Below are 15,677 nucleotides of genomic sequence, written 5' to 3'. Positions count from 1 at the left end.
TCATGACTACTGCTGAGAAGATCATTCCGCGGCTGAAGACCCGCTACCGCGAGGAAATCGCCGCCGAGCTGAACAAGCAGTTCGAGTACGCCAACGTCATGCAGATCCCCGGCGTGGTGAAGGTTGTCGTCAACATGGGTGTCGGCGACGCCGCCCGTGACGGCAAGCTGATCGAGGGTGCCGTCCGCGACCTCTCGATCATCACCGGCCAGCGTCCCGAGGTTCGGCGCGCTCGCAAGTCCATCGCGCAGTTCAAGCTCCGCGAGGGCATGCCCATCGGCGCCCGCGCGACGCTTCGTGGCGACCGCATGTGGGAGTTCCTGGACCGGCTGCTGACCATCGCGCTGCCGCGTATCCGTGACTTCCGCGGCCTGTCGGGCAAGCAGTTCGACGGCAACGGGAACTACACGTTCGGTCTCAACGAGCAGTCGATGTTCCACGAGATCGACCCCGACGCCATCGACCGCCCGCGCGGCATGGACATCACGGTCGTCACCACCGCGACCACCGACGAAGAAGGTCGGGCGCTGCTGAAGCTCCTGGGCTTCCCGTTCAAGGAGAACTGAGTCGATGGCCAAGAAGGCATTGATCAACAAGGCTGCCGCCAAGCCCAAGTTCAAGGTGCGGGGTTACACCCGTTGCCAGCGCTGCGGGCGTCCCCACTCGGTGTTCCGCAAGTTCGGCCTGTGCCGGATCTGCCTCCGGGAGATGGCGCACCGCGGCGAACTGCCGGGTGTCAGCAAGTCCAGCTGGTAAGAAGCGTTTCCACTTCGCTGTAGGCCTGCCCACGACCGATTTTCGTCCCGGACCCTGGGCTGGGGAACCGCAGTGAGAAAGGTTGACTAGGTCACCATGACGATGACCGATCCGATCGCAGACATGTTGACTCGTCTGCGCAATGCGAACTCGGCATACCACGACAAGGTCGTGATGCCGCACTCGAAGCTCAAGGCGAACATCGCCGAGATCCTCAAGCGCGAGGGCTACATCTCGAGCTACCGCGACGAGGCGGGTGACGTTGCGAAGAACCTGGTGGTCGAGCTGAAGTACGGCCCGAACCGGGAGCGCAGCATCGCGGGCCTCCGCCGGGTGTCCAAGCCCGGTCTCCGCGTGTACGCGAAGTCGACCAACCTCCCCAAGGTGCTCGGCGGCCTTGGCGTTGCCATCATTTCGACCTCTGGTGGTCTGCTGACCGACCGCCAGGCCAACAAGCAGGGTGTAGGCGGAGAAGTTCTCGCCTACGTCTGGTAAGGGAGGGGGACCGCATGTCGCGCATTGGAAAGCTGCCGATCACCGTTCCCTCTGGGGTCGACGTGAACATCGACGGCCAGGCCGTGAGCATCAAGGGCCCGAAGGGCACCTTGAGCCTCACGATCGCCGAGCCGATCGTGCTGGAGAAGGCCGAGGACGGCACCCTCGAGGTGAAGCGTCCGGACGACGAGCGGCGCAGCCGTTCGCTGCACGGCCTCTCCCGCACCCTGGTCCACAACATGGTCATCGGTGTGACCCAGGGGTACGAGAAGAAGCTGGAAATCCACGGGGTCGGTTACCGCGTCGCGCTCAAGGGTTCCGACCTGGAGTTCGCGCTCGGCTACAGCCACCCGGTGAAGGTCGAGGCCCCCGAGGGCATCACCTTCGTCGTCGAGAACCCCACGCGTTTCTCCGTCAAGGGTATCGACAAGCAGCTGGTGGGCGAGGTTTCCGCCAACATCCGCAAGCTGCGCAAGCCCGACCCGTACAAGGGCAAGGGTGTGCGGTACTCGGGCGAGAAGATCCGCCGCAAGGTCGGAAAGACGGGTAAGTGACATGAGCGAGTCGACTGCTACGAAGCGCAAGCCGGTGGGCAAGGACATCTCGACCACGCGTCGCATCGCCAAGGCCCGTCGTCACTTCCGCCTGCGCAAGAAGGTCAGCGGCACCGCCGAGCGTCCGCGCCTGGTCGTGCACCGTTCCTCGAAGCACATCACCGTGCAGATCGTGGACGACCTGAAGGGCCACACCATCGTGTCGGCCACCTCCCTGGAGGCGGACGTGCGCGCGGTGGACGGCGACAAGAAGGCCCGTGCGGCCAAGGTCGGTCAGCTGGCCGCGGCTCGCGCCAAGGACGCCGGGATCACGGCGGTCGTCTTCGACCGCGGTGGCAACGCGTACCACGGCCGCATCGCCGCTCTGGCGGACGCGGCCCGCGAGGCGGGGCTGGAGTTCTGACAATGCACATCACCGGAATTGAGAGGGACGCCTGATGCCAGGACGCACGCGTCGCGAAGGCGGCGGGGGCGAGCGCGGAGAGCGCCGCGACCGTCGTGACGGCGGCCGCGGCGGCGCGGCCCAGGAGAAGACCCCGCACCTCGAGCGCGTGGTTGCGATCAACCGCGTGTCCAAGGTGGTCAAGGGTGGTCGCCGCTTCAGCTTCACGGCCCTCGTGGTCGTGGGCGACGGCGACGGCATGGTGGGCGTCGGCTACGGCAAGGCCAAGGAAGTTCCCGCGGCCATCGCCAAGGGTGTCGAGGAGGCGAAGAAGAACTTCTTCCGCGTCCCCCGCATCGCGGGCACCATCCCGCACCCCATCCAGGGTGAGAAGGCCGCGGGCGTCGTGCTGCTGCGTCCGGCCTCGGCCGGTACCGGCGTCATCGCCGGTGGCGCCGTTCGCGCGGTGCTGGAGTGCGCGGGCGTCCACGACGTGCTGAGCAAGTCGCTGGGCAGCGACAACGCCATCAACATCGTGCACGCCACCGTTGCGGCCCTCAAGGGCCTGCAGCGTCCCGAGGAGGTCGCGGCCCGCCGCGGCCTGCCGCTCGAGGACGTCGCTCCCGCCGGCATGCTCCGCGCTCGCGCGGGTCAGGGGGTGTGACCTCAATGGCACAGCTCAAGATCACGCAGGTGAAGAGCACCATCGGTACCAAGCACAACCACCGCGAGTCGATCCGCACCCTCGGGCTGCACAAGATTCGCCAGTCGGTGGTGCGCGATGACACCCCCCAGGTCCGCGGTCTGATCCACGCCGTGCGCCACCTGGTGGTCGTCGAGGAGGTCAACTCATGACCATCAAGATCCACCACCTCCGTCCTGCCCCCGGTGCGCACACCGCCAAGACCCGCGTCGGCCGCGGTGAGGGCTCCAAGGGCAAGACCGCTGGTCGCGGTACGAAGGGCACGGGTGCTCGCAAGAACACCCCGGCGCGCTTCGAGGGTGGCCAGATGCCGCTGCACATGCGGCTGCCGAAGCTCAAGGGCTTCAAGAACCGGTTCCGCACGGAGTACCAGGTCGTGAACGTCGGCGACCTGGCCCGCCTCTTCCCCGAGGGCGGCACGATCGGTGTCGACGAGCTCGTCGACGCGGGCGCGGTCCGCAAGGGCCAGCTCGTGAAGGTGCTCGGCGACGGTGACATCTCGGGCGTCAAGCTCGACGTCACCGCGCACAAGTTCTCGGGCAGCGCCGTCGAGAAGATCGCCGGCGCCGGTGGCACCACCACCGCGCTCTGACAACCGCTCCACCTGAAGGGCCCTCGGAGCTCCGGCTCCGGGGGCCCTTTGCCTTGTGCGCCGGGGTTCCGCGGCCCTCAGGGCGGCGCTGTCGCTCGAACGTGTGTCCACCATGCGGACGGGCTTTGTCCGCCCGTAGCGAAGCCCTCAGGGCTCGACGGGCTCGTGCGCCCGTCGTCCCCGAACTGTCACCGGAGGTCGTGGCCACAGGCACCCGGCTCCGTCTACGGTGGTGCTGAAGTGGAATTACCCGGACCCCCCAGCGGGTGCGCCCGGCGGGTCCGGGTGCTCCGCGGGGCGGGGTGATCAGCTCAACCGGTTGATCCATCAGGCCCATCGGGACCCAAAGATCAACCGTCCTGCAAGGTGTGAATGACGACTGGCTGCGGAGTTGCCCCCGATGACTGTTAAAGTCGCGGGCTGAACCCGGATGTCCTCCGGGTCGGTGGCGGCTACCTGCTGCGACCGGTCGAAAACCGTCGGCAATTCGCCCGGCGGTAAGTCAGTGCCGGCGGACGGCCGGTACCGCTCGATGTCGGCCCTGGGCCGACAACGCTCAGGAGGTTCGCGTGCTCGGCGCATTCCGCTCGGCTCTCGCGACGCCGGACCTACGGAAAAAGATCCTCTTCACACTGGGGATCATCGTGGTGTACCGGTTGGGCGCGACCCTGCCCGCGCCGGGCGTGTCCTTCAAGAACGTCAAGCTCTGCGCTGAACAGATCGACCAGCAGGGGATCTACTCGCTGATCAACCTGTTCAGCGGTGGCGCACTGCTCAACTTGTCGATCTTCGCGTTGGGCATCATGCCCTACATCACCGCCAGCATCATCATCCAGTTGCTCACCGTGGTCATCCCGCGGTTCGAGCAGCTGAAGAAGGAAGGCCAGGCGGGCCAGGGCAAGCTCACGCAGTACACCCGGTACCTGACGATCGCGCTCGCGGTCCTCCAGTCCACCGGCATCGTCGCGCTGGCCGTGCGCAGGCAGCTGTTCCCGAACTGCGCCGAGCCGGTCGTCCCGAACGACACCATCTTCACGCTCGTCGTCCTGGTCATCACGATGACCGCGGGCACCAGCGTCATCATGTGGCTCGGCGAGATCATCACGGAGAAGGGCATCGGCAACGGCATGTCGTTGCTGATCTTCACCGGCATCGCCGCCCGCATCCCGGCCGAGGGCTCGAACATCCTGGCCAAGGGCGGCCTGACGTTCTTCCTGGTCCTCGTCGCCGGTCTGATCATCATCGCCAGCGTCATCTACGTGGAGCAGGCCCAGCGCCGCATCCCGGTCCAGTACGCGAAGCGCATGATCGGTCGCCGCATGTACGGCGGCACCTCGACCTACCTGCCGCTGAAGGTGAACCAGGCGGGCGTCATCCCGGTCATCTTCGCGTCCTCGCTGCTCTACCTGCCCGACCTGATCGCGCGGCTGACGGCCTCCACCGACCCCGGCGCCACGCCGAGCTGGTGGGCCACCTTCGTGGCGACGCACCTGGTGAGCCAGTCCAGCCCGGTGCACATCGCGCTGTACTTCCTGCTGATCGTCTTCTTCACGTACTTCTACGTCGGCATCACGTTCAACCCGGACGAGCGCGCCGACGAGATGAAGAAGTTCGGCGGGTTCATCCCCGGCATCCGGCCCGGACGTCCCACCGCCGAATACCTGCGCTTCGTTCTCGGCCGCATCACGCTGCCCGGCTCGCTCTACCTCGGCATCGTGGCCATCCTCCCGAACATGTTCCTGGAGCTGACCGGTGAGGGTCAGAACCAGAACTTCCCGTTCGGCGGCACGGCCGTGCTGATCATGGTGGGCGTCGGCCTCGACACCGTGAAGCAGATCGAGAGCCAGCTCATGCAGCGCAATTACGAAGGGTTCCTCCGCTAGTGCGACTCGTTCTCGTTGGCCCGCCTGGAGCGGGCAAGGGCACCCAGGCCACCGTGTTGAGCGAGAAGCTCGGCGTGCCGCACATCTCCACCGGGGACCTCTTCCGCGCGCACATCAGCAACCAGACCGAGCTCGGCCGGGAAGTCCAGAGGTACCTGGACTCCGGCGAGCTGGTCCCGGATGCCGTGACCAACGAAATGGTCCGCGAACGCCTGGCCCAGCCGGACGCCGTCGACGGCTTCCTGCTGGACGGCTTCCCGCGCAACGTCGCACAGGCCGGGGTGCTCGGCGAGATCCTGGCCAGGGACGGGAACAAGCTCGACAACGTCCTGGAGTTCAAGGTCGACGAGAACGTCGTGGTCGAGCGCCTGCTCGCCCGCGGCCGCACGGACGACAAGGAAGACGTCATCCGCCACCGCCAGCAGCTCTACCGCACGGAGACCGCGCCGCTGCTCGACTACTACGACGACATCGTGGTGAGCATCGACGCCGTGGGCGACGTGCACGAGATCAGCGAGCGCGCCCTGCGTGCCCTGCGCGGCGAGCGGTGAGCGGTGGAGTCCTCGATGTCCTTCGTCGCTTCGCACCAGGTGGCCGTGAACGCATGATCGAGATCAAGTCCCGCGGCGAACTGGAAGCCATGCGCGCCGCAGGCCTCGTGGTGGCCCGCACGCTGGCCCTGGTGTCCTCGCACGCCAAGGCGGGCGTCAGCACCCACGAACTCGACGAGCTGGCCGAGCAGAGCATCCGCGACGCGGGCGCCATCCCGTCGTTCAAGGGCTACAACGGGTTCCCGGCCAGCATCTGCGCCTCCGTCAACGAGCAGGTCGTGCACGGCATCCCCAGCCGCACCCAGGTCCTCAAGGAGGGCGACCTCATCTCGATCGACTGCGGCGCCATCCTCGAAGGCTGGCACGGCGACTCGGCGCTCACCGTGCCGATCGGCGAGGTGACCCAGCAGGAGCTGCTGCTCTCGGAGGCCACCCGCACGTCGATGCTCGCGGGCATCGAGGCGGCCATCGCGGGCGGCAAGCTCAGCGACATCTCGTTCGCGATCGAGGCCGAGACCATCGCGGCGGGCGAACGGGACGGCATCGAGTACGGCATCGTGGAGGGCTACGGCGGCCACGGCATCGGCACCAAGATGCACATGGAGCCGTTCCTGCCGAACTACGGCAAGCCTGGCAAGGGGCCGAGGCTGAAGCCCGGTATGGCGATCGCCATCGAGCCGATGCTGACGCTCGGCACCGAGCACACGGCGGAGCTGGACGACGGGTGGACCGTCGTCACGACGGACAAGTCGCGCGCGGCCCACTGGGAGCACAGCATCGCGATCACCGAGGACGGTCCCTGGGTGCTCACGGCGCTGGAAGAGGACTGAGATCGCAGCTCGTTTGACGAGGGGGCCCCGCCTGTCGGTGGGGCCCCTTTGTCGTTGCTGTGGGGGTGTGGGGGCGTTCTGAGGGGTGGCTGGGCGGCGGTCCCGTGGGTGGTCGGGGTTGTAGGTGACGGTCGGCTGGGTGGCGGTCCCGTAGGTGATCCGGGCTGTAGAGGTAACGGTCCGCTGGGTCCGTTGAGTCCGCTGGGTGGCGGTCAGGCGGTGGTCTTGGTGCGGGGGTGTGGTCGATTTGACTTGGGGCCCCTCTTTTGACCCTTGTCGACCCAAAACGGCAGGTGGTAAAGCTGCCGGCCGACAAATTTTAGGGCCAAAAACCCCAAGTCAAATCGACCACGCACTGCGCCAACGTGACAAAACCCCAGGCCACCTGGCCCGTGGCTCTCCAGGTCGGCGCTGGAAGGTGGGGTGGTGGCCCTGAACGTGGGGGATTTTGCTCGGGGGATTTGACCCTTAAAATTTGTGATCGGGCAGGCTTTCGGGACTGCCCTTTTTGCCCGATCAAGGGTCAAATCTAGGGGTCCCCGAGTCAAATCGCCCACACCCCGCTGGGAGCCGAGGTCACCTGGCGACCACGTCGGCAGCCACTGCTCCGACATCGACAGCCGCTGCCGCTGGCACCCGCCGGCACCGTCACCCGCTGGCACCGACAACCGCCAGCACCGGCATCCACCGGCCCCGGCACCCACCGGCCCCGGCACCCGCCGGCCCCGGCACCCGCCGGCACCGGCAACCCGGCCCCGACCACCGGTCCCCAGCCTCCACCCGGCCCAGGGGTAACGGGGGCTAGCCCTATTTACCCGAGCCCCCGCCCAGCCCACCATGGAGCACGTGAGCGACGACACGCCGACCATGAGAGCCGCGGACAACGATCGCGAGGCGGTCGTGGAGCGGTTGACGCGCGCGCAGGCCGAGGGGCGTCTGGACCTGGCCGAGTTCGACCACCGGACCCAACTGGCCTGGGCCGCGCAAACGTATGCCGAGCTGGCCGCGCTCGTGGCCGACCTCCCGACGGACGGCGCCGCCGCCCAGCGGTCCCCGGCGCCCGCGTACGTCCCGCCGCCCTACCAGCCCGCCTACCTGCCGCGACCCGCCGCGCCAGGGGTTCCCGGCAAGGCGGGCAACGTCCTCGTCCGCACCTGGCTCGCCGTCAGCATGATCAACTTCGTCGTCTGGGGACTGGTCTGCGTCACCGAGTTCGAGTGGGTCTACCCCTGGTGGATCTGGGTCGCGGGCCCCTGGGGAGCGCTGGTCCTCGCCGCGCGGATGACCCGATTTGGGCAACCGCGCTGAACTGCGTACTATGGGTAGGTGGCGCACACGTCGCGCCGGTTCCGTCATGCCTGTGGTGGTTGGCCTGAGGCCAGATCCAGGTGATCAGAGGTTCCGCAAGGGCCCGTCGGAGTCGGGGAGGCGCGTGTCCACATCCGGGAATACCACCGTCACGAAACGCGGAGGACATGGGCAAGAAGGACGGGGCCATTGAGGTCGAGGGCCGCGTAGTCGAGCCGCTCCCCAACGCGATGTTCCGAGTCGAGTTGGAGAACGGTCACAAGGTCCTGGCACACATCAGCGGCAAGATGCGTCAGCACTACATCCGCATCCTTCCTGAGGACCGGGTTGTCGTGGAGCTCTCGCCCTACGACCTGTCCCGAGGGCGCATCGTCTACCGCTACAAGTGACCTCCACGGTGTCCGGGGCAGCCGCCTCGGGCACGCGGCAAAGCAGGAGAGCGCAGGCGTGAAGGTCCAGCCGAGCGTCAAGAAGATCTGCGACAAGTGCAAGGTGATCCGCCGTCACGGGCGAGTCATGGTGATCTGCGAGAACCTGCGTCACAAGCAGCGTCAGGGCTGATCAACCCCTAGCACTTCGTCGCAGTCCTCAGGATGACGCGACACATGATTAAGCCTCCTCGTACCTGCCAGGCGTGAACGCGCCTGGCGCACCCCCGGACTCCAGGCCGGGGCCGGGACACCACGTGCGAAAGCACGCGGAACGGCACAGCGAGTCAGTCCCGGAACCGGACGAGGAGCAGACCTGGAGCGACACCTGTTAGGAGCAAGCGCCGTATGGCACGACTCGCTGGCGTCGACCTCCCCCGCGAAAAGCGGATGGAGATCGCGCTGACCTACATCTTCGGTATTGGTCGCACGCGCTCGAAAGAGCTGCTGACCGCTACCGGGATCAGCTTTGACCTCCGGGTCAAGGACCTGGGTGACGACGACCTCGCGAAGCTGCGCGAGTACGTCGAAACCAACTTCAAGGTTGAGGGTGACCTTCGCCGCGAGGTTCAGGCCGACATCCGCCGGAAGATGGAAATCGGCTGCTACGAGGGTTTGCGCCACCGTCGCAACCTGCCCGTCCGCGGGCAGCGCACCAAGACGAACGCGCGTACCCGCAAGGGGCCGAAGAAGACCGTCGCCGGCAAGAAGAAGGCCGGAAAGAAGTAAGACCTCGCGTCTTAGGTAGGAGATCACCGAAGTGCCACCCAAGTCCCGCACGGGCGCCGGGGTCAAGAAAGTCCGGCGCAAGGAAAAGAAGAACATCTCGCACGGCCAGGCTCACATCAAGAGCACGTTCAACAACACGATCGTGTCGATCACCGACCCGACCGGGAACGTGATCGCCTGGGCGTCTGCCGGACACGTCGGCTTCAAGGGCTCTCGCAAGTCCACGCCGTTCGCCGCGCAGATGGCTGCTGAGAGCGCTGCCCGCAAGGCCGCTGAGCACGGCATGCGCAAGGTGGACGTGTTCGTGAAGGGTCCCGGCTCCGGCCGGGAGACCGCGATCCGTTCGCTGCAGGCCGCCGGCCTCGAGGTCGGCACCATCCAGGACGTGACCCCGCAGCCCCACAACGGCTGCCGCCCGCCCAAGCGGCGCCGGGTCTGAGGCACGGGGAGGAGTAAGAAACCATGGCTCGTTACACGGGACCAGCAACGCGCATCTCGCGCCGGCTCAAGGTCGACCTCGTCGGCGGCGACAAGGCGTTCGAGCGTCGTCCTTACCCGCCCGGCCAGCACGGCCGCGGTCGGATCAAGGAGTCCGAGTACCTGCTTCAGCTCCAGGAGAAGCAGAAGGCTCGCTACACGTACGGCGTGCTGGAGAAGCAGTTCCGCCGCTACTACGAGGAAGCGGTTCGTCGCCCCGGCAAGACCGGCGAGAACCTGCTCCAGATCCTCGAGACCCGTCTGGACAACGTGGTGTACCGGGCCGGTCTGGCCCGCACCCGTCGGATGGCCCGCCAGCTCGTCGCTCACGGTCACTTCATCGTGAACGGCCAGAAGGTCAACATCCCCAGCTTCCGGGTGTCGAAGTTCGACATCATCGACGTGAAGCCGAAGTCGCTGCCGACGCTGCCCTTCGAGGTCGCCAAGGCCACCTTCGGTGACCGCCCGATCCCCGGTTGGCTCCAGGTCGTCCCCTCGACCCTCCGCATCCTGGTCCACCAGGTTCCGGAGCGGGCGCAGATCGACACGCCGGTGACCGAACAGCTCATCGTCGAGCTCTACTCGAAGTGATCCTCCTCCGGCCGGTCACCACCAGGTGACCGGCCGGAGTCGGGTCCCACGGCGGCGCGAATGGTGTGCCGCACGTGTTTGCCGGTCTCCGCGACCGGCGTTTCTTTCGGCGTCAAATAGCGGGCGTCGATGAGAGAAGGAAGAACCCAGTGCTTATTTCCCAGCGCCCCTCGCTCGGCGAGGAGTCCGTCAACGAGACCCGCTCTCGGTTCGTGATCGAGCCGCTCGAGCCGGGCTTCGGCTACACCCTCGGCAACTCCATCCGCCGCACCCTGCTCTCCTCGATCCCCGGCGCAGCCGTGACCAGCATCCGCATCGACGGCGTGCTGCACGAGTTCACCACCGTGCCCGGTGTCAAGGAGGACGTCACCGACATCATCCTGAACCTCAAGGAGCTCGTCGTCTCCTCCGAGGAGGACGAGCCGGTGACGATGTACCTGCGCAAGCAGGGCCCCGGTGCGGTCACCGCAGGCGACATCGTGCCCCCGGCCGGTGTCACCGTGCACAACCCCGACCTGCACATCGCCACCCTGAACGGCAAGGGCAAGCTGGAGATCGAGCTCGTCGTCGAGCGCGGTCGCGGCTACGTCCCCGCCGTCCAGAACAAGCAGGCCGGTGCCGAGATCGGCCGCATCCCGGTTGACTCGATCTACTCGCCCGTCATGAAGGTGACCTACAAGGTCGAGGCCACCCGTGTCGAGCAGCGCACCGACTTCGACAAGCTGATCCTCGACGTGGAGACCAAGCCCTCCATCACGCCGAGGGACGCGGTTGCCTCCGCGGGCAAGACCCTGGTCGAGCTGTTCGGTCTCGCTCGCGAGCTGAACATCGACGCCGAGGGCATCGAGATCGGCCCCTCGCCCGCCGAGGCGGACACCATCGCGGCGTTCGCGATGCCGATCGAGGACCTCGACCTCACCGTGCGGTCGTACAACTGCCTCAAGCGCGAAGGCATCCACACGGTGGGCGAGCTGGTCTCGCGCAGCGAGGCGGACTTGCTGGACATTCGCAACTTCGGTGCCAAGTCGATCGACGAGGTCAAGATGAAGCTCGTCGGTCTCGGCCTGGCGCTGAAGGACAGCCCCCCTGGGTTCGACCCGTCGGCCGCTGCGGCCGACTACCCGGCCGAAGGCTGGGCGGACGGCGGCGTGGACACCCACGACGACGGTCAGGACTACGCGGAGACCGAGCAGCTCTGAAGGCCGTGACAACGGCTGGGCCGGAGCAGAGGATCAGAAAGTAATCCGAGGAGCAAGCGATGCCCACCCCCACTAAGGGACCCCGTCTCGGCGGGTCGCCGGCCCACGAGCGGCTCATGCTGGCCAACCTGGCCACCGCGCTGTTCACCCACGGCCGGATCACGACCACCGAGGCGAAGGCGAAGCGGCTGCGGCCGTACGCCGAGAAGCTGATCAGCAAGGCCAAGGTCGGTGACCTGCACAACCGTCGCGAGATCTTGAAGGTCATCCGCGACAAGGACATCGTCCACAAGCTGTTCGCGGAGATCGGCCCGTTCTTCGTGGACCGCAACGGTGGCTACACCCGCATCACGAAGACGCTGGCGCGCAAGGGCGACAACGCCCCCATGGCCGTCATCGAACTGGTGCAGCAGAAGCTGGTCGCCACCGAGGCCGAGGCGGCCCGGAAGACCAAGTTCGCCAAGGACGAGAAGGCTGAGAAGCCCGCCGTCGTTGCCGACGACGCTGACGCCGAGGTCAAGGACCAGGACGCCGACGCGCCCGAGTCCGCGACCAAGGACGCCGCGGAGGCCCCCGCCGAGGGTGCTGACGAGGCTCCCAAGGCCGAGGACAAGAAGGACGAGTCCTGACGGACCCGCTCATCGCCGACGAGCCCGTTGTCCCCGCTGGGGACGACGGGCTCGTTCGCGTCCGCCTCGACCTGGCCTACGACGGCACGGACTTCTCCGGCTGGGCGAGGCAACCGGGTCGCCGCACGGTCTGCGGCGTCCTGGAGGACACCCTGTCGATGGTGCTGCGCGAGGACGTGAAGCTCACCGTCGCGGGCCGCACCGACGCGGGCGTCCACGCCACCGGGCAGGTCGCCCACGTCGACCTGCCGTCCACCGTGGACGTCGACGGCCTGCCGAAGCGCCTGTCCCGCGCACTCCCCGCGGACGTCCGCGTCTTCCGGACCAGGATCGTGCCGCCGGAGTTCGACGCCAGGTTCTCCGCCATGCGCAGGCACTACGAGTACCGCGTCACGGACGCCGTGGCGGGAGCGCACCCGTTGCGCCGCCTGGACACCCTCTCCTGGCCCCGCCCGCTGGACCTGGACGCCCTCACCGAGGCCTCCGCGCTCCTGCTGGGCGAGCGCGACTTCTGCGCCTTCTGCCGCCGCCGCGAGGGCGCCACCACGATCCGCGAGTTGCAGCGCCTCGACTGGACGCGGGCCGAGGACGGCGTGCTGACCGCGTTCGTGTCCGCCGACGCGTTCTGCCACTCCATGGTCCGCAGCCTCGTGGGAGCGCTCCTGGCCGTCGGGGAGGGCCGCAAACCGCCTGCCTGGCCCGCGTCGCTGCTGACGTCCACCGAACGCTCCAGCCAGGTCACCGTCGCGCCCCCGCACGGGCTCGCCCTCGTGCGCGTCGACTACCCGCCGGACGCCGACCTGGCCGCCCGCTCCGCCATTACCAGGAATGTGCGAGTGCTGGGTTAACCCCTGTTTCCACGGGGAGAACTAATGGGGGCGACCCCTTTTCGCGCGAATCACGAGTCCAGCGCACCGAGGTACGCCTCGACGACTTCGACGAACTCCTGGCGGCTCAGCACGGTTTCCTCGTCGGTGTACTCGTTCACGACGAGCACGTCCTCCTGCCGCACCACGGCGGTCGTGCAGTCACCGCCCCACCTCTGGTCGTCGCCGTCGTCGGGCGCCTCCCGAGCGGCGTCTGCGGCCTCCACGAGGTACCGGCGGGGCAGGTCCTTGAGCAGGTCGTAGAGGGCCGCGGCGTCGTCGTCCGGGTAGATGGCGACGGTGCCGTCGGCCTTGAGCGCGAACCGGACCTTCACGGGACCTCCCTCGGCGCGTACACCGGCCACGCGGTGCTCACGTCCTCGAACGCGGCTGTCCGGGAATCGTGCCCGGCGGTCACGAAACCGCGGATCAGGACTCCCCGGTAGCGGCCCTCCCACTGCGACAGGGTGGGTCTGCCGTCGTCGCGCACGACCGGTCTCCGGTGCTGGAAGGCGCAGCGGATCGCGTGGGCGACCTCGTGCCTCGACCAGTGGTCCGGGAAGAAGGAGCTGTTGACCTTGGCGGCGGTGCGGCCGTCCGGCAGCACGTGCTCCAGGCGGGCCTCGTAGACCTGGCGGCGGTCGGGGGTGGTCCGGCCCAGCAGGTTGATCCGGCCGCCGGAGTGGTGGTGGTAGCCGAGCAGCCTGAGCCTGCGGCGGTGGCCCTCGAAGATGTGCGTGTGCAGCGGGTCCGGCATCGGGTGGCGCGGCAGCGTGAACGGCTCCGCCGCGACCGGCACGGGGTAGACGGGCTCACCCGCCGGGGTGAGGCCCACGTGGTCGCGCACGGCCCCGGCGACGGTGCTCTCCAGGACGGGGGCGACGTCGGCCAGGTCGTCCAGCGCGCGCAGGCGCGAGCCGAGGTCCGCGGTCATCCCGATGACCTCCTGGCACACCTTGGCGACCTCGTCGAACGTCGACACCCCGACCCCCCGGCGCCAGGTTAGCGAGAAGGGCCCCGCCGAGTGGACGGGGCCCTTCTCCTGCTGGGGAGTGCCTAGATGTCGAGCGTCCAGCTGTCGATCAGGCCGGTGTCCTGCGCGTACACGTCCTTCGCCTGGAGCTTCCACTCGCCGTTGGCGTTGTCCGTGGACACGTCGACCGTGTAGGTCGCGTTGACGTCGTCCGCGCTGTCGCTGCCGTTGGCCACCTTCAGCGTGCGCACGGCGCCGCTGGGCGTGATGAGCGCCAGTTCCACGTCACCGCGGTAGGTGTGCTTGACGTGCACCTCGACCTTGGTGCCCGCGGCGGCCTTGCCGACGCAGCCCGACACGGAGATGGAGCTGGTGACGCCCGCGCCCTTGTCCGGGATCGCGACGTCGGTGTCGTTGGTCTGCGCGGTGCAGCCGGTGGGCGGCGGGCCCGTGGTGCCGCCGACCAGGAACAGCAGCTTGTTCGGCGACCCGGTGCCGGGGTTGGTGACGACGTCGGGGGTGGCGCCGTCCACCAGGGCGTCGCGGACCTCGGCGGGGGTGGCCGCCGGGTTGCTCGCCAGGTAGACCGCGGCGGCGCCGACCACGTGGGGCGTGGCCATCGAGGTGCCGCTGATGGTGTTGCTGGCGTTGTCGTCGGTCAGCCAGGACGAGGTGATGTCCGTGCCGGGGCCGAAGATGTCCAGGCAGGTGCCGATGTTGGAGTACGACGCGCGGGCGTCGGTCCGCTCGGTGGCGCCCACCGTGATGCCGTTGGGCGTGCGCGCGGGCGAGGTGTTGCACGCGTTCGCGCCGAAGCTGTTGCCCGCGGCGAGGCCGTAGGTCACGCCCGAGGCGATGGAGTTCGTGACGGCCAGGTCGACGGTGTCGTTGGCGCCGCCGCCGAGGCTCATGTTCGCGACCGCCGGGCCGGGGTTGGCGATGTGGTGCTGGGTGACCCAGTCGATGCCCGCGATGACGCCCTCGAACGTGCCGGAGCCCGCGCAGTTGAGGACTCGGACGCCCACCAGCTTGGCGGCCTTCGCGACGCCGTACTTCGTGCCGCCGACGGTGCCCGCGACGTGCGTGCCGTGGCCCGCGCAGTCGGTGGAGTCGTCGTCGTTGTCGACGGTGTCCCGGCCGGACACGGCCCGACCACCGGCGAACTCGCTGTGGGTGAAGCGGATGCCGGTGTCGATGATGTACGCCGTGACCCCTTCACCGCTGTTCGGGTAGGTGTAGGAGTTGTCCAGCGGGAGTGCGTGCTGGTCGATCCGGTCGATGCCCCACGACGGTGTGGGCGTCTGCGTCTCCGAGAGGCTGACCTCGGCGTCCTGCTCCACGTAGGCGACCGACGGGTCCGCGGCGAGCTTGCGGGCCTGCGCCTCGGTCATCGTCGCGGAGAAGCCGCGGACCGCGCTCTGGTAGGTGTGCTTGACCTTCGCGTCGTACTTCGCGCTCAGGCTCGCGGTCGTCGCGCTGACACCGGCGGAACCGGTGTCCTTCAGGACCACGATGTAGCTGTCCTTCAACGCCTTCGCGGCTCCGAAGCCGCGAATCTCGCCCTCCGGGGCCGCGCCGGCCGTGGCTCCGGTCAACGCCGCGGTGATCGCCACCGCGGCGCCGGTGGCCAGCCCGACGACGGCCACCCTCCTGGCCCAAGATGCCCGAACATCTCCCATATCTGGGTTCTCCCTCATCGCAGGGGTGCACGCAGCGTGTCCTGCCCGATCC

General features: G+C 68.0%; 23 protein-coding genes. 20 read left to right on the top strand and 3 right to left on the bottom strand.

What is annotated here, in order from left to right:
- The first annotated feature begins 2 nt into the window (after nt 1–2).
- From rplE to truA, 20 genes are all read left to right on the top strand, one after another.
- Entirely contained in the window at nt 3–566 is a 564-nt protein-coding gene (rplE, locus tag AC156L_RS18385; protein WP_390388235.1) for a 50S ribosomal protein L5, read from the top strand.
- A gap of 4 nt (nt 567–570) precedes the next feature.
- A complete protein-coding gene (locus tag AC156L_RS18380) occupies nt 571–756 on the top strand; it encodes a type Z 30S ribosomal protein S14 (protein ID WP_053715226.1) in 186 nt (61 codons plus the stop codon).
- A gap of 96 nt (nt 757–852) precedes the next feature.
- On the top strand, nt 853–1,251 hold the full coding sequence (rpsH, locus tag AC156L_RS18375; protein ID WP_106187123.1) for a 30S ribosomal protein S8: 399 nt from the start codon (nt 853–855) through the stop codon (nt 1,249–1,251).
- 14 nt (nt 1,252–1,265) lie between these two features.
- On the top strand, nt 1,266–1,805 hold the full coding sequence (rplF, locus tag AC156L_RS18370) for a 50S ribosomal protein L6 (RefSeq protein WP_390388238.1): 540 nt from the start codon (nt 1,266–1,268) through the stop codon (nt 1,803–1,805).
- A 1-nt stretch (nt 1,806) separates the two neighbouring features.
- The gene (gene rplR, locus AC156L_RS18365; protein ID WP_259627815.1) at nt 1,807–2,208 is read left to right on the top strand and encodes a 50S ribosomal protein L18; all 402 of its coding nucleotides are present in this window, start codon (nt 1,807–1,809) and stop codon (nt 2,206–2,208) included.
- Between the two features lie 34 nt (nt 2,209–2,242).
- On the top strand, nt 2,243–2,851 hold the full coding sequence (rpsE, locus tag AC156L_RS18360) for a 30S ribosomal protein S5 (RefSeq protein ID WP_259627814.1): 609 nt from the start codon (nt 2,243–2,245) through the stop codon (nt 2,849–2,851).
- A 5-nt stretch (nt 2,852–2,856) separates the two neighbouring features.
- A complete protein-coding gene (gene rpmD / locus AC156L_RS18355; protein WP_259627813.1) occupies nt 2,857–3,042 on the top strand; it encodes a 50S ribosomal protein L30 in 186 nt (61 codons plus the stop codon).
- Nucleotides 3,039–3,482 carry a 50S ribosomal protein L15 gene (gene rplO, locus AC156L_RS18350; protein ID WP_484407053.1) on the top strand — a complete coding sequence of 148 codons (444 nt, stop codon included), beginning with the start codon at nt 3,039–3,041 and terminating at the stop codon, nt 3,480–3,482. Before rpmD ends, rplO begins: the two co-directional genes overlap by 4 nt.
- A gap of 569 nt (nt 3,483–4,051) precedes the next feature.
- The gene (gene secY, locus AC156L_RS18345) at nt 4,052–5,365 is read left to right on the top strand and encodes a preprotein translocase subunit SecY (protein ID WP_484407052.1); all 1,314 of its coding nucleotides are present in this window, start codon (nt 4,052–4,054) and stop codon (nt 5,363–5,365) included.
- Nucleotides 5,365–5,916 carry an adenylate kinase gene (locus AC156L_RS18340; protein WP_484407051.1) on the top strand — a complete coding sequence of 184 codons (552 nt, stop codon included), beginning with the start codon at nt 5,365–5,367 and terminating at the stop codon, nt 5,914–5,916. The genes secY and AC156L_RS18340 overlap by 1 nt, the downstream gene beginning before the upstream one ends.
- A gap of 53 nt (nt 5,917–5,969) precedes the next feature.
- Nucleotides 5,970–6,746 (top strand): type I methionyl aminopeptidase, encoded by a 777-nt coding sequence (gene map / locus AC156L_RS18335; RefSeq protein ID WP_484407049.1) that lies wholly within the window; start codon nt 5,970–5,972, stop codon nt 6,744–6,746.
- Nucleotides 6,747–7,592: 846 nt separating this feature from the next.
- Complete coding sequence (locus AC156L_RS18330) at nt 7,593–8,054, top strand: DUF1707 SHOCT-like domain-containing protein (RefSeq protein ID WP_330879568.1); 462 nt, start codon at nt 7,593–7,595, stop codon at nt 8,052–8,054.
- A 167-nt stretch (nt 8,055–8,221) separates the two neighbouring features.
- Complete coding sequence (gene infA, locus AC156L_RS18325) at nt 8,222–8,443, top strand: translation initiation factor IF-1 (protein ID WP_005166804.1); 222 nt, start codon at nt 8,222–8,224, stop codon at nt 8,441–8,443.
- A 58-nt stretch (nt 8,444–8,501) separates the two neighbouring features.
- Entirely contained in the window at nt 8,502–8,615 is a 114-nt protein-coding gene (rpmJ, locus tag AC156L_RS18320) for a 50S ribosomal protein L36 (RefSeq protein WP_010148647.1), read from the top strand.
- A gap of 215 nt (nt 8,616–8,830) precedes the next feature.
- Entirely contained in the window at nt 8,831–9,211 is a 381-nt protein-coding gene (gene rpsM, locus AC156L_RS18315; RefSeq protein WP_259627807.1) for a 30S ribosomal protein S13, read from the top strand.
- 31 nt (nt 9,212–9,242) lie between these two features.
- Entirely contained in the window at nt 9,243–9,650 is a 408-nt protein-coding gene (rpsK, locus tag AC156L_RS18310; RefSeq protein ID WP_106187134.1) for a 30S ribosomal protein S11, read from the top strand.
- Nucleotides 9,651–9,673: 23 nt separating this feature from the next.
- Nucleotides 9,674–10,279, top strand: a complete 606-nt coding sequence (rpsD, locus tag AC156L_RS18305) for a 30S ribosomal protein S4 (protein WP_259627806.1) — start codon at nt 9,674–9,676, stop codon at nt 10,277–10,279.
- Between the two features lie 149 nt (nt 10,280–10,428).
- Entirely contained in the window at nt 10,429–11,478 is a 1,050-nt protein-coding gene (locus AC156L_RS18300; RefSeq protein ID WP_259627805.1) for a DNA-directed RNA polymerase subunit alpha, read from the top strand.
- A gap of 59 nt (nt 11,479–11,537) precedes the next feature.
- Nucleotides 11,538–12,107, top strand: a complete 570-nt coding sequence (gene rplQ, locus AC156L_RS18295; RefSeq protein WP_330879567.1) for a 50S ribosomal protein L17 — start codon at nt 11,538–11,540, stop codon at nt 12,105–12,107.
- Between the two features lie 11 nt (nt 12,108–12,118).
- A complete protein-coding gene (gene truA / locus AC156L_RS18290) occupies nt 12,119–12,955 on the top strand; it encodes a tRNA pseudouridine(38-40) synthase TruA (RefSeq protein WP_330879570.1) in 837 nt (278 codons plus the stop codon).
- Nucleotides 12,956–13,005: 50 nt separating this feature from the next.
- On the opposite strand, the gene AC156L_RS18285 is transcribed toward truA, so the two are convergent.
- From AC156L_RS18285 to AC156L_RS18275, 3 genes are all read right to left on the bottom strand, one after another.
- Nucleotides 13,006–13,308, bottom strand: a complete 303-nt coding sequence (locus AC156L_RS18285; protein WP_330879566.1) for a hypothetical protein — start codon at nt 13,306–13,308, stop codon at nt 13,006–13,008.
- Complete coding sequence (locus AC156L_RS18280; protein WP_330879565.1) at nt 13,305–13,955, bottom strand: EndoU domain-containing protein; 651 nt, start codon at nt 13,953–13,955, stop codon at nt 13,305–13,307. The genes AC156L_RS18285 and AC156L_RS18280 overlap by 4 nt, the downstream gene beginning before the upstream one ends.
- 74 nt (nt 13,956–14,029) lie before the next feature.
- Nucleotides 14,030–15,625, bottom strand: a complete 1,596-nt coding sequence (locus AC156L_RS18275) for a S8 family peptidase (RefSeq protein WP_330879564.1) — start codon at nt 15,623–15,625, stop codon at nt 14,030–14,032.
- Nucleotides 15,626–15,677 lie beyond the last annotated feature (52 nt).

The organism is Umezawaea sp. (assembly GCF_057122925.1).
This window is presented reverse-complemented; position numbering and strand designations above follow the sequence as displayed.

What these genes read in the sequence shown, in the direction of transcription:
- rpsM (WP_259627807.1), top strand. Translation starts at nt 8,831, where the DNA reads ATGGCACGACTCGCTGGCGTCGACCTCCCCCGCGAAAAGCGGATGGAG.
- rplR (WP_259627815.1), top strand. Translation starts at nt 1,807, where the DNA reads ATGAGCGAGTCGACTGCTACGAAGCGCAAGCCGGTGGGCAAGGACATC.
- AC156L_RS18275 (WP_330879564.1), bottom strand. Translation starts at nt 15,625, where the DNA reads ATGGGAGATGTTCGGGCATCTTGGGCCAGGAGGGTGGCCGTCGTCGGG.
- rplO (WP_484407053.1), top strand. Translation starts at nt 3,039, where the DNA reads ATGACCATCAAGATCCACCACCTCCGTCCTGCCCCCGGTGCGCACACC.
- rplE (WP_390388235.1), top strand. Translation starts at nt 3, where the DNA reads ATGACTACTGCTGAGAAGATCATTCCGCGGCTGAAGACCCGCTACCGC.
- AC156L_RS18380 (WP_053715226.1), top strand. Translation starts at nt 571, where the DNA reads ATGGCCAAGAAGGCATTGATCAACAAGGCTGCCGCCAAGCCCAAGTTC.
- rpsE (WP_259627814.1), top strand. Translation starts at nt 2,243, where the DNA reads ATGCCAGGACGCACGCGTCGCGAAGGCGGCGGGGGCGAGCGCGGAGAG.
- rpmD (WP_259627813.1), top strand. Translation starts at nt 2,857, where the DNA reads ATGGCACAGCTCAAGATCACGCAGGTGAAGAGCACCATCGGTACCAAG.
- rpsH (WP_106187123.1), top strand. Translation starts at nt 853, where the DNA reads ATGACGATGACCGATCCGATCGCAGACATGTTGACTCGTCTGCGCAAT.
- infA (WP_005166804.1), top strand. Translation starts at nt 8,222, where the DNA reads ATGGGCAAGAAGGACGGGGCCATTGAGGTCGAGGGCCGCGTAGTCGAG.
- map (WP_484407049.1), top strand. Translation starts at nt 5,970, where the DNA reads ATGATCGAGATCAAGTCCCGCGGCGAACTGGAAGCCATGCGCGCCGCA.
- rpsD (WP_259627806.1), top strand. Translation starts at nt 9,674, where the DNA reads ATGGCTCGTTACACGGGACCAGCAACGCGCATCTCGCGCCGGCTCAAG.
- rplQ (WP_330879567.1), top strand. Translation starts at nt 11,538, where the DNA reads ATGCCCACCCCCACTAAGGGACCCCGTCTCGGCGGGTCGCCGGCCCAC.
- rplF (WP_390388238.1), top strand. Translation starts at nt 1,266, where the DNA reads ATGTCGCGCATTGGAAAGCTGCCGATCACCGTTCCCTCTGGGGTCGAC.